Here is a 12,327-nt window from a genome sequence, read left to right as displayed (position 1 = left end):
CGAGGTGCTCGCCCGTCCGAGGGACTCGACTTGACTCGGACGTGCGCAATGCAAGAACATTCGCGAGAAAGCATAATCATGCGCAGAGGGGCATCGATGGTCGAGCACATCCCCTTGGGGTTCCAGGTGCACACCAGCGCCGCGCGGCTGATCGACGACGACCGGGACGACCTGACGGTCATCGTTTCGGAGAGGCCCGCCGTCCTCAGCGCCATGTTCACGCAGTCGCGGTTCGCCGGTCCCAGCGTGGTACTGAGCCGAGACACGACTCGCGACTCCTCCGCGCGTGGCGTGGTGGTGCTTGCCCGCAACGCCAACGTGGCCACCGGCAAACAGGGCTTCGACAACGCGGTCGACGTTCGGCGGCAGGTCGCGAACGCGGTAGGCGCCGCTGAGGACGAGCTGTTGATCGCCTCCACCGGAGTGATTGGCGTGCAGTACCCGATGCCCGAGATCAGGGCGGCGCTCGACCGGCTCCGATGGCCGTTCGGCGGCACCGACTTCGGCGCGGCGGCGCGCGCGATCATGACCACGGACACCCGGCCGAAGATGATCAGTCTCCGCTGCGGGAACGCGTCACTCGTCGGCATCGCCAAGGGTATTGGCATGCTTGAGCCCGACATGGCGACGCTGCTCACCTTCTTCTGCACGGACGCGCAGGTGGCGGCAAGCGAACTGGATCGGGTGTTCCGGGCGGTGATGGCGCGGACCTTCAACGCGGTAAGCATCGACACCGACACCTCGACCAGTGACACGGCTGCCATTTTCGCCAACGGCCTCGCCGGACCCGTTGCCATGGATGAGTTCGAGCGGGTGCTGCACGAGGCTGCGCTGTACCTGGTCCGCGAGATCGCCAGCGACGGTGAGGGCGCCTCGAAGCTCATCGAGGTGCACGTCACCGGTGCCCGCGACGACGAGCAGGCCAAGCGAGTCGGGAAGGCGGTGGTGAACTCACCGCTGGTGAAGACCGCAGTGCACGGAAGCGATCCGAACTGGGGCCGGGTCGCGATGGCTGTTGGCAAGTGCCAGGGCGATCACGACATCGACCAGGACCGGGTGCGGATCGGCTTCGGCGATCTCGAGGTGTATCCGAACACACCGGACGACGACGCGGTGGCTGCGCTGGTGCGTCACCTCAGCGGAGACACTGTGCGGATCAACATCGGGCTGGGCATCGCGCATGGCCGGTTCACCGTCTACGGCTGTGACCTGACTGAGGGGTACGTGCGGCTCAACTCGGATTACACAACCTGAGCCGGAGATGTGACGTGGCGAGCGACAATGGGATAACTGGTCCGAGATGGGCATAACGTGCCGAGGTGATGCGGCTACAGCTCAATCGGCGTCAGATGCGTGGGTTCGATTACCTCGGAGCCTGGACTGACCGTGGCCACTGTCCTTCGGAACCATGCCATGGCCTCCTTGTCGATTACCGACGTGCCCAGCGGGTATGCCATCTCGTCATGGTGATTGGGCAGGACGAACCTGGGGCCGTCCAATGCTTCGAGGGTGCGCTCGAGATATCGGTGCGTCGTTGGGCACGGAGGGAGCGCGATGATCGCCACGTCCGGACGTAGCCCGGCGAGCTCGCGCTCGACGCAGTTTCCGGTACCAAGGACAAGTATGTTCAGTCCTGCCGCGGACAGCTGATAGGCGAGCGTGCCGCCCTCGACGAGTTCGCCGATCGTGCGCGGAGTCCTCGGCCGGGCAGTGAGCGTGCCAGGCGCGATGTACCGGTGCTTGTCATTGAGGCTGTGCAGACTACGCACGACGCGGACCTGGTAGTCGCCGAAGTCGAGGTACTCCCCGCCGGAGGTCTGGATCATCGACTCCTCGGGAACTCCCATCGCGCTGAGCAGATGCGCGTGGCTCTCCGTACCGACCACCTGTGCCTTGGGGAACTTGCCGGCCAGGTAAGGCACGTCACCGATGTGATCGAAATGGCCGTGTGTCACCAGCAGGAGATCCATGGCGGGGATGTGCTCGTCGAGCAGGGCGTGGTCGGCCGTGATCGGTGTCGCCATGTCGAACAGGCCGTCGGAGTCGGTCGACTGGAAGCGGGTCAGCCACGGGTCGACCAGCACCACGTGGTGGTCGAAGGCGAATTCCCAGCCCGCTGTGTCGAACCACCGCAAGGTTACACCGGCCGGCCGATGTCGGGTGACGTCGCCTGCCGGCATGACGACGCCCGAGGCGGTCAGCAGTGAACCACGAATAAGTTACTTGCGACTGACGGCACCAGCTGTCATGATCATTTAACCTCGTCACTCATTGAGCGTTTCCCGCAGTGATCACCGGCGGGTGATATTGCCACAGGTCATGATGGTTTCGGAGTTCAGGAGGCTGGGGTCGTGTCGATGTAACCCGATGGTGTGAATCATGTAAATGGCGGCCGTCATATGTTGATCAGACCAGTTGGACCGAAGGTCCGGGTGTGTTTGGGCTGGCTCCGCCGCAGATTGCATGCTAATTTCGAAAGCGCTATTCGGAAGTACAAAGAATCATTGAGCGCGACGGTTGACCTTTGACGACATGATCTCAGCCGCACCTGCGCTGCTTCTGAATGTGCCTCGGGGCGAGGGGGATCTTTGATGCGCGACAGCGCTGACCGGCTGGTGCCTGATGAATATGACAGAGTGCGGATTGATCAGCTTATTCCCGCGTCGGCTGACGTAGATCTTTTACGGGCGTTGGCCGAGACCGGCGACATTCCCAGGGTCGCGAAGGTGCTGCGAATGAGCCAGCCCGCCGTCCGTCGGCAACTGATTCGGTTGGAACGCCGCACCGCCGTTCAGTTGACTGATGCCGTCGACGAGCACATGCGTCTCACCGAGGCCGGGCAGACGCTGTTGTCGGCCGGTCTGCGATTCCAGGCCGCCCTGATGGACGCTGTGCGCGTCGTGGACGGGGTGAGCCGGCCGCATCCGCACCGCCAGTCCGTTGTGCGGATGGCCACGATGGGCCGAGACTGGGACGAGTTCGTTGACGACATGGCGGTCCTCTTGCGGGACGTGCTGTTCCACGTCGTGAGTGCGACGCCCGCCGACGGATCAGACCTGTTCGAGCGCCATTGCGTGGATGTCGTGTACGGCTGGCAGTCGCCGAGGCGCGGCGGCCGGCTTGGCCGCAACAACACGGTGTACGACGTGCTCAGTGAGCCGTTGTGGGTCTCGCTGCCGGCTGACCACCGGTATGCGGGGCACCGCGAGGTCCCGCTCGCGGATCTCAGTGAGGACAGGTGGATCGTCCGAGCCGACGAGAACTCCCGGCGGCTGCTGGAGGAGGTGTGCATGTCGTATGACTTCGCTCCAACGATCGGTCACGTGGTGAGGTCCTTCTCCTCGGCGCGAAGCCTGCTGGGACACGGCGAGGGGATAGCGCTCGTGTCACCGCTGACCGCGTTGCCCGCAGCCGGTTCGAGATTCGTGGTCCGGCCGCTTCGTGAGTCCCCGATGCGCACTCACCGGCTGGTCGTGGATCCGGCTGTGGTCTCGGCCCGGCTGGCCGCCGTGCTGTGCGATCAGCTCAGGGAGAGTTACCGCCGCAAGGCGGTACGCCGTAATCCCAGCCTTCTGTCCACTGTGGAGTTTTGGGACGAGCCCGACCGTCAGGCGCTGACGGCGGTCGGGACCTCGGCGGCCACGTTGACGTCCTGGGTCGCCGAGCGAGTGCCGTCCGACCGGTGCCTTGAGCCGGAGGATCTGCGGCTGCTGCACGTGATCGACACCACTGGCAGCATCAACCGCGCCGCGCCGATGCTGATGATCACTCAACCGGCGCTCACCAGAAAGGTGAGCCGGTTGGAACGCCGGCTGGGAGTGACGCTGCTGCGTCGAGGACACCGGGGTACGGCGCTGACCCCGCAGGCCAGGCGGATCCTTGTCGTGGCGGCTGAGGCTGAAGCCGAGTTCAGGGCCTCGCTCCGGAAAATGGGAGCTCACACCCGGCTGCGTCCCGCCATACGCTCGGCTGTGGCCGTGGCTCCTGTTCCGCCCGGCTGACGTACCAGTCAGGCAACCGCGGCGGTCAGCCCAGCTGTGCGGCCCAGGCCGCACGGATGGCGGGCAGGTTCCGCCGGTGCAGCAACGTCATGCTCACGCCGACCATGAGCACCGCGCCGAAAAGTGTCCACCACACCGCGGACGCGGACAGGGCCAGCAACACGGTCACGAACAGTGGCGCGATGCCAAGCGCGATACCGGTGAGCGTCTGGCTGAACGCCTGGTACGCACCACGTTCGGCCTCCGGGGCCACGTGCACCAGCAGCACCATCAGCACCTGTGAAGCGGTTGTCTCGCCGACCGTGTAGATGATCATCCCGACCAGGAACACCACCACTTGGGTAGCGCCCGGCGGCCCGGCCGCTACCGCGAGAGCAAAGAACAGCGCTCCGTGCAAGGCAGCGCCCAGCCCAAGGACCGGCAGTGGGCTGTAGCGCTGCACGACCTTGCTGACCGGCAGCTGCAGCACGACCAGCAGCACGATGTTGATCGCGAGCGTGGCGCCGACCATCCAGGCGGGCCAGCCGAGGTTGTCGATGAGATACACAGGCAGCGCCGCCTCGGTGGCGACCAGAGCGGTGAACATGACGAAGTGCGTCGACGCCAGCCGAACGTAGATGCGGTGCCGCCACGGCCTGGTCGGGTCGCCAGCAGCCCGCACGGGGCGACGGGATCCCACCGGCAGTGGCAGGTAGCACAGGGCCGCGACCAGGTAGCAGGCCGCGGCGGCGAGCCCGAGTACGGAATAGGTCGCCGGCCCGCCGACCAATGCGACGCCGGCGACCACTGCCCCGAGTCCGACACCTGCGTTGAACACGATTCTGGTCAGCGCCAACCACTGCGCGGACTGCCCTCTGGGTGCGGCCGACGCGGCGAGTACCTGCGAGGCCACCTGATCCGCCCGAAAACAAATCGCGAGAAGCATGGCAAGCGCGACGAACAGCACCGCACCGTGGCCGACGACGAAGCCGACGAACGCGCCGGCGCGACCGAGTGAGGCGGCGATCAGCATCGGCCGTGAACCGTACCGGTCGACCAGTCGTCCTATGTAGACAACAGCGGGCAGGGTGACCAGGATCGACGCCGTGAGACCGACCCCGACCGTGGTCAGCGGGATCCCGAGAACCTCGCGGAAGAACAGGAGTTGGTACGGGTAGTAGATGCCCGTGCCTACCGCGTTGGCGAACCCCGCGGTGCCGAACCAGGCGACACCTTGGCCACTCGGCAGGTTTCGCGTGAATCGCCGCCGCACGGGGACGTCCTCGTTCACCATTGGCACGCGGTCGGATCAGGCTCCCCGTGGTGCGAGGTGGCGTTCGCCATAGTGGATCGATCCCGATCAGTAGCCCGGCAGTGACGTTCGCAGGGTAAGCCGTGCCGTGGGCTCCCGAGTAGGTTATGCCGCGTCTGCCAGGGAGAATCGGCATACCGCACGGGGTTATGCGTTCTGTCGCGCAACCATGCCGACCCCACGTCGCGCGGGTACGCGACTTCGAAGCGAACCTACGCTTCGCTCTGATGGGTATCGACGACAGTGGTGCCGAATCCGACTGGGGGATCTCGTTGACCAGCGACACCGCCACGCCCACCGGAACCGTCCTCGACACCTTCGAACGTGCGGTGGACATGCCTGCCGGAGTCTGGGACGCACTCCTGACTGCGGACGACTTCTATCTGTCCTCGCCGTGGTTGGCGGTCGTTGAGGCGACCGCGCGGGTGCCCATGCGGTACGTCATCGCGCGCCGTGCGGAAGCGGCCACCGCGGCGCTGGCAACCGCGTTGCTCGGCACCGACGCGCCGTGGACGCTGGGTCGGCCTGACACATTGTTGGACCACAGTGTCGCGGAGGAACTGGCCGGTGCTGCGGCGCTGCGCGCCACGCTGCCCGACGACCTCGCGGGTGCGCTGCTGCCGAGCCTGGTATGCGGTGGCCGGCACCTCGGCCGCACCCGCATCGGACTGTCCGCCGCCGCGAATCGTGCGGACCTTGGCACCATGGTCGAGGAGGCCGAGCGCATCGCCGAGTCGCGGTCAGCGCGCTCGATCTCCTATCTGTACCTCGACGGACGCGATCACCTGTTGCGCGAGTTGCTGGCTGCCCAGGGATATCTCTCACACGTCTCGGCCGGCTATTGTTGGCTTCCCCTGCCAGCCGGTGGATTCGACGGTTATCTGAAGGTGCTCTCCGCGCACCGCCGGCGCCGAGTGCTGGCCGAGCGACGCCGCCTGCTTCTCGAGGGTGTCGACGTGCGGATCGAGCCGTTCACCCCCGCGGTGATCGCCCGGATGGCCGAGCTGGAAACCCGGCTGTTCGCCAAGTACGGCATGAGCTCGTGGCGGGTCGAGCAGTCCGAGGAGTTCCTCCACCAGGTCCACGACCTGCTCGGGAGCCGAGCCGTCGTGTCGATCGCCCGCGCGGGCGGCGAGATCCGTGGATTCGGCCTGTTGCTGCGGTTCGGCGACCAGTGGTTCGCGCACCGCACCGGATTCGACTATGGCTTCCAGCGCAAGCTGCCGTTGTACAACGAGGTTCTGTACCACCACCCGGTCGAGGTCGCCGAAAGCATGGGAATCGTGGCGATTCACTACGGCATCGGCAGCACCGAGGCGAAACTGCTGCGCGGCTGCAAGTCGGTCCCACAGTATTCATACATACGCGTACTGGAAAGGTAGCCGAGCAGATGACCGTCGCGGAGCACAGCAAGGGTGAGCCGGATCTGGCGAGTCCCCCTCCCACGGGGCAGGACGCCGCGTTGCGTGGGATCTACAACCCGACCGACGAGACAGGCGGGACGCTTCGACTGGTCCGCACCGACGACTTCGACTCGCTCGACCCTGGCAACACCTACTACGCCTACACCTGGAACTTTCTGCGGCTCATCGGCCGCACCCTGGTCACCTTCGACACCGCGCCGGGCAAGGCGGGTCAGCGGCTGGTGGCCGACCTGGCCGAGTCGCTCGGTGAAGGGTCCGACGGCGGTCGGACGTGGACCTACCGGTTACGTCCCGGCCTCAAGTTCGAGGACGGCTCGCCGGTCATCTCGGCCGACGTCAAGTACGCGATCGCGCGCAGCGGGTACGGCACCGACGTCCTCGGCGCCGGCCCCACATACTTCCGGCAGCTGCTCGGCACCGACTACCTCGGGCCGTGGCGCCAACCGGACGTGGATGGACCGGTCACGATCGAGACTCCGGACGAGCGCACTCTGGTCTTCCGGCTGAGGTATCCCTTCGCCGGCATGGACCTGCTCGCCACGATGCCGGTCACCTGCCCGGTGCCCGCACGCGCCGACACCGGAGCCGACTACCGGCTGCGACCGGTCGCGACCGGTCCGTACCGGGTTCGCAGCTACGAGCGGGGCCGACGTCTCATGCTGGAGCCCAATCCGCACTGGGATCAGGCAACCGACCCGGTTCGCATGCGACGAGCCGAGCGCGTCGAGGTGATCCTCGGCGTGGACCCGCACGAGGTCGACCGGATGATCCTCGACTCCGACGCGCACATCGACCTGGCCGGGTTCGGCGTGCAACCCGCGGCCCAGGAGCGGATTCTGGCCGATCCGGCGGCGATCGCGAACACCGACAACCCGCTGACCGGGTTCACCTGGATCTACTGCCTGTCCAGTCGGATCCCGCCGTTCGACAACGTCCACTGTAGACGAGCAGTGCAGTACGCCACTGACAAGGCGGCGATGCGGGCGGCATACGGCGGCGCCACCGGCGGGGACATCGCCACGACCATACTTCCGCCGACGATCGACGGTTACGAGCACTTCGACCGGTATCCGGTGGGCACTGGCGCAACCGGCGACCTCGATGCCGCCCGCGCTGAGCTGGCGGCGGCCTGCCGGCCGGCCGGGTTCCGCACCCGGATCGCCGCCCGACGTGACCGGCTCAAGGAGTACCGTGCCGCCGAGGCGCTGTCCGCCGGGCTCGCCCGTGTCGGCATCGAGGCCCAGGTGCTGGGCTTCCCGTCCGGCGACTATTTCGACCGCTACGGCGGATCGCCGCAATTCTTGCGGGACAATGGAATTGGTGTCATCATGTTTGGCTGGGGCGCGGACTTTCCGGACGGATACGGCTTCCTGCAACAGATAGTCGATGGGCGGGCTATCAAAGACCGCGGCAACCAGAACATGGGCGAGCTCGACGACCCGGAGATCAACCAGCTCATCGACCGGGGCGCTGCCTGCCCCGATCCGGCCGAGCGGGCCGGGATCTGGCAGCGGATCGACCGCATGACCATGGACCACGCGGTGATCGTGCCGTACCTGTACCCCCGGTCGTTGCTGTACCGCAACCCCGACACCACCAACGTCTATGTCACCGGTGCCTACGGCATGTACGACTACGTGGGAATGGGTGCCCGGTGATCCACCGATCTGAGCCATGCGGATGAGGATCCGCACGAGCGCCGGGTGGAACGCGGGAGTCGGGGCGGTGGTGAACCCCTCGGGGACGCGTGGCGGCACGCTACGCCTGGCTTCCTCCGCCGACCTCGACTCGCTCGATCCGGCGCGCACCTACTACGTGTGGGTATGGTTGTTGCAGCGCATGCTCAACCGCACGCTGATGGCCTATCCCACGGATCCTGGCCCTGCCGGGCTGTCCCCGGTCCCGGATCTCGCCGAGGCGCCCGGTGAGATCGGCGACAACGGTCGCATGTGGACCTACCGGCTTCGGCCGGGGGTGCGCTACGACGACGGCACGCCAGTGACTGCCGCCGACATTCGTTACGCGGTGCAACGGGTTTTCGCTCAGGATCTGCTCGCGGGCGGGCCGACCCACCTGATCCCGCTGCTGGCAGATCCGGCCAGGCCCTATCCGGGCCCGTACCTCGATCCAGACGGGCTGGCCTCGGTGCGGACGCCGGACGCCCGAACGATCGTGTTTCACCTGCGGACTCCGTTCGCCGACTTCGACCATCTGATGACCCAGCCGTGCGTGGCCCCGGTGCCGAGAGCAGCGGACACCGGCGCCCGTTATGGCGAGAACCCGCGTTGCAGTGGGCCATACCGGATCGCCGAGTATCGGCCGGGTGCGCGGCTGCGGTTGACGCGCAACCCGCACTGGGACTCGGCGACCGATCCGGTGCGGCCCGCGTTGCCGGACGAGGTCGACCTGACCATGGGCATGGGCGTGGACGAACTCGACGACCGGGTGCTGGCCGGGGAGTTCGACATCAATGCCGAGGGGCGCGGCATCCAGCACACGGCACAGCGGCGGATCCTGGCCGATCCGGTGTTGCGCTCGAATGCCGACAACCCGGCGACCGGCTTCCTGCAGTACGTCGCGATCCAGCCGCAGGTGCGGCCGTTCGGTGATGTGCGCGTCCGGCGGGCCGTGCAGTATGCCGCAGACAAGATCCTGCTGCAGGAGGCTCGCGGCGGACCGGTCACCGGCGGGGACATCGCGACCACACCGTTCCCGCCTCGGCTGTCCGCCCACCAGAATCTGGATCGCTACCCGTCCGGCAGTGACCTGCGGGGCGACCTGGACGCTGCTCGGGCCGAACTGGTGGCCGCCGGTCTCGGTGCCGGCTTCGACGCGGTCGTCGGCACGCAGCGCGGCAAGTTCCATCTGGTGGCCGAGGCGCTGGCCGAGTCGGTGGCCCGGATCGGGATCCGGCTGTCCATAGTGGACCTTCCGGTCGCCGGCTACTTCACGGTTGGGCTCGGCCTGCCCGCGACGGTCCGGCACCGCTCACTCGGCCTCGCCGTCACCGACTGGGGTGCTGATTTCCCCACGGCCTACGGCTTCCTGGCGCCGCTCGTCGATGGCCGCCACATCAAGCCGCATGGCGGCAACTGGAATCTCGCTGAGATCGACGACCCTGGGATCAACGGGCTGATCGACCGTACGCTGTACACGACCGACCAGCACGAGCGGGACGTGCTGTGGCGCGAGGTGGAACGACGGGTGATGGACTTGGCGGTGATCCTTCCGCTCGTGCACGACAAGACCTTGCACTATCGGAACCCCTGGGTGAGCAACGCGTTTGTGCATCCCGCCTTCGGCCTCTATGACGTGCAGGCCATGGGTGTGCTGGACAGCAGTCGGTCGCCGCTACCAGAGCAGACCCCGGCCGAACATCTCGGAAACCGTCAGCCCGCCAAGGACGAAGTACGTGAACGGGGCTAGCAGGACGACCACTGTCGCTGCCCAGAACCCCAATGCGCGCCAGCCCCTCAATCCTGACCGGCGCCGCACTGAGCGATTGACCAGTATGGCCACGATCGTGAGTGGGATACCGGCGACGAGGATGACGAGCAGGGGAACGTCAGCCTCGCCGTCACGGAAGGGGGAGGACACAGTGCCCCACAGCTTGGCCCGAAGGTAGTACGAGAATGTCACGGCTGTCAGCAGTGGGAAGGAGGCCAGGTAGCCGATCGCCAGGTTGGCCACAGCCCAGATCAGGGCGGTGCGGCCAAGGCGAGGCATGGTCACTGTGTCCTGCGGCACGGATCGCCCTCCCTGAACAGGGTACTAACGCCGGCTGGCGTTGTAGGTCTCGAAGATCTGGTACACGCCTTCCAGCTCGGCACCATAGTGATCGGCGTCGGCGCCGGTTCCGTTATAGCGGGCGAAGATCTTGCGTAGCTCGCTGACATCGTAGTTCAACCGCAGCCCCGGCACCCCGACCTGGGCGGCACCCTCGAACAGGACCAGCGGAACCGAGCTTACGTTGAAGTTGCCGTCGTCGTGCAGCGAGTTCCAGACGTTGTAGACCACATGCCAGTCCTCTGCGTTGTACGGGGTGCCCGAGATCAGGCCCTGGCCCATCGCCCAGTTGCGGGCCCGGATCGCGGTCGCGGCGAAGATCTGCGCGATCCCGGTGCTGCTGTCCTCGCGTACGACCAACGGCGGCGTCGGCGGTGGCCCGAGCGGGAACTTCTCCCATGCCTCGTAGGAGATCTTGTAGGCGTACCAGGAGATGACCAACCCGTCGGCCACGTTGTCCAACGGTGTCTCCTTCCAGTACTCCCAGAAGACCTCAGACTGGATCAGGGCCTTGCGAACCCCGTACGAGCGGCTCAGGTTCGTGATCAGCTCGTCGTAGGCGACCACGACATCAAGCGCCTCGTCCACCGAGTGCTTGAGGCCGGTCTTGTTCGACGTGACGGTTTCGCTGTAGGCGTTGAGATCATGGGACACCTGCGGCCTGAGGCTGGCGTCGAAGTACGTGTCCAGCCGCTCGGCGGGTGTTGGCCGTGGGATGACCCGGGACACGCCGCCGTCACGGCCGGAGTAGACGTTGTTGTCGATCTCGATGGCGCCGGCGCCCGATCCGATGGTGATCGTGGCGATCTGGTCGAACGCCCAGTTCCTCGGCATCGAGAAGCCGAGGTTCCCGCTGAAGCCGGTCGACATGTCCGAGACGAAACTGGTTACCGTGAGCCCTTCGTTGAACAGCCGGGTGCACACGTTGCGCGCTCCGTACACGCCGATCCGGTACGGGTTGCCGTAGTTGTCCATGGCCCTGCGCAACCCTGGAAGTGCGGGATGATGTTGTCGCTGATGTCGGTGTCCAACGCGTCGAAGTCGACCGCGAAGTAGATCGTGGTGCCGCGTTCGAACCCGTAGCCGCTGGCCGCGTTCAACGCCAGGCTGGCATCCCGGGCGCCCTGCTGCTCGGTGAAGTAGCCGGCGCTGCCGCCGAACGTCTGGTAGATCGGGAACACCCGCATGCCCGCGCCAAGGATAGTGGCCAGTTCCCCCGGCTTGATCTGCTTGTCCAGGCTACTGTCTGGTACGTTGGACAGGTAGCGCCCGGCTACCCGGTACCCTGCGGAGAACAGGGCGGTGGCCCTGGCCGCGGTGACCTCGGTGACGCAGTCGAACGCGGCCCCGCGCCGTTCGGGGTCGCCGTTGCTGACCAGCAGCGAGCACCAGGTCTGGTAGTCGCCGGTGCCGTTCACCGGCAATGCCAGGAACTGCTGGAAGTTGCGCACTTGATCGCTGACGGTCTGGGAGAACGTCCCGTCGAACGAGATCTCGTACAGATTGAAGATCATGCCCGCTTGGAACAGGTGCACGAAGATCGACCCGCCAGTGTCCGAAGTGGAGACAGTCAACTTCGGTTTGGCGGCCAGCGCGGCCCGGGTCGCCGGTCCGAACGTCCCGTTGGCGCCGGGTATGGCGAGTTCCATCTGCAATGACCGGATGAGCGCCTTGGAGACGTCGCGCGACGAGTGCCCGTCGGTCGGGATGATGAAGAACCACGACTCGGAGTAGAAGCTGTTGTTCATCCACTGCTGCACGGAGCGGACCGTGGTCGACCCGTTCTCGACCACGACATAGGCGTCCATCGTGAGCAGCGCTTTGA

The 12,327-nt window shown here is 66.2% G+C and carries 8 protein-coding genes and 1 pseudogene; 5 read left to right on the top strand and 4 right to left on the bottom strand.

What is annotated here, in order from left to right; genetic code table 11:
- Positions 1 to 96 precede the first annotated feature (96 nt).
- The gene (gene argJ, locus EV192_RS13845) at positions 97 to 1,254 is read left to right on the top strand and encodes a bifunctional glutamate N-acetyltransferase/amino-acid acetyltransferase ArgJ (RefSeq protein WP_132115020.1); all 1,158 of its coding nucleotides are present in this window, start codon (positions 97 to 99) and stop codon (positions 1,252 to 1,254) included.
- Positions 1,255 to 1,328: 74 nt separating this feature from the next.
- On the opposite strand, the gene EV192_RS13840 is transcribed toward argJ, so the two are convergent.
- On the bottom strand, positions 1,329 to 2,180 hold the full coding sequence (locus EV192_RS13840; protein ID WP_132115018.1) for an MBL fold metallo-hydrolase: 852 nt from the start codon (positions 2,178 to 2,180) through the stop codon (positions 1,329 to 1,331).
- Positions 2,181 to 2,591: 411 nt separating this feature from the next.
- Here EV192_RS13840 and EV192_RS13835 point away from each other — a divergent pair, with 411 nt between their 5' ends.
- On the top strand, positions 2,592 to 4,001 hold the full coding sequence (locus EV192_RS13835; RefSeq protein ID WP_132115016.1) for a LysR family transcriptional regulator: 1,410 nt from the start codon (positions 2,592 to 2,594) through the stop codon (positions 3,999 to 4,001).
- 25 nt (positions 4,002 to 4,026) lie between these two features.
- Here EV192_RS13835 and EV192_RS13830 read toward each other — a convergent pair whose 3' ends face one another.
- Positions 4,027 to 5,253, bottom strand: a complete 1,227-nt coding sequence (locus EV192_RS13830; protein WP_165960373.1) for an MFS transporter — start codon at positions 5,251 to 5,253, stop codon at positions 4,027 to 4,029.
- Between the two features lie 266 nt (positions 5,254 to 5,519).
- Here EV192_RS13830 and EV192_RS13825 point away from each other — a divergent pair, with 266 nt between their 5' ends.
- From EV192_RS13825 to EV192_RS13815, 3 genes are read left to right on the top strand one after another with little or no spacing between them, the layout of a single operon-like run.
- Entirely contained in the window at positions 5,520 to 6,674 is a 1,155-nt protein-coding gene (locus EV192_RS13825) for a GNAT family N-acetyltransferase (protein WP_165960372.1), read from the top strand.
- Positions 6,675 to 6,682: 8 nt separating this feature from the next.
- On the top strand, positions 6,683 to 8,374 hold the full coding sequence (locus EV192_RS13820; RefSeq protein ID WP_132115010.1) for an ABC transporter substrate-binding protein: 1,692 nt from the start codon (positions 6,683 to 6,685) through the stop codon (positions 8,372 to 8,374).
- A gap of 16 nt (positions 8,375 to 8,390) precedes the next feature.
- Positions 8,391 to 10,142 (top strand): ABC transporter substrate-binding protein, encoded by a 1,752-nt coding sequence (locus tag EV192_RS13815; protein ID WP_132115008.1) that lies wholly within the window; start codon positions 8,391 to 8,393, stop codon positions 10,140 to 10,142.
- Here EV192_RS13815 and EV192_RS13810 read toward each other — a convergent pair.
- Positions 10,068 to 10,463 (bottom strand): hypothetical protein, encoded by a 396-nt coding sequence (locus tag EV192_RS13810; RefSeq protein WP_132115006.1) that lies wholly within the window; start codon positions 10,461 to 10,463, stop codon positions 10,068 to 10,070. The genes EV192_RS13815 and EV192_RS13810 overlap by 75 nt on opposite strands.
- A gap of 24 nt (positions 10,464 to 10,487) precedes the next feature.
- Positions 10,488 to 12,016, bottom strand: a pseudogene (locus tag EV192_RS55710) (glycoside hydrolase domain-containing protein).
- Positions 12,017 to 12,327: the final 311 nt, after the last annotated feature.

Source organism: Actinocrispum wychmicini (genome assembly GCF_004345645.1).
Taxonomy (GTDB): Bacteria; Actinomycetota; Actinomycetes; order Mycobacteriales; family Pseudonocardiaceae; genus Kibdelosporangium; species Kibdelosporangium wychmicini.
Note: the sequence above shows the minus strand (reverse complement) of the source record. Positions and strands in the feature narration are given on the sequence as shown.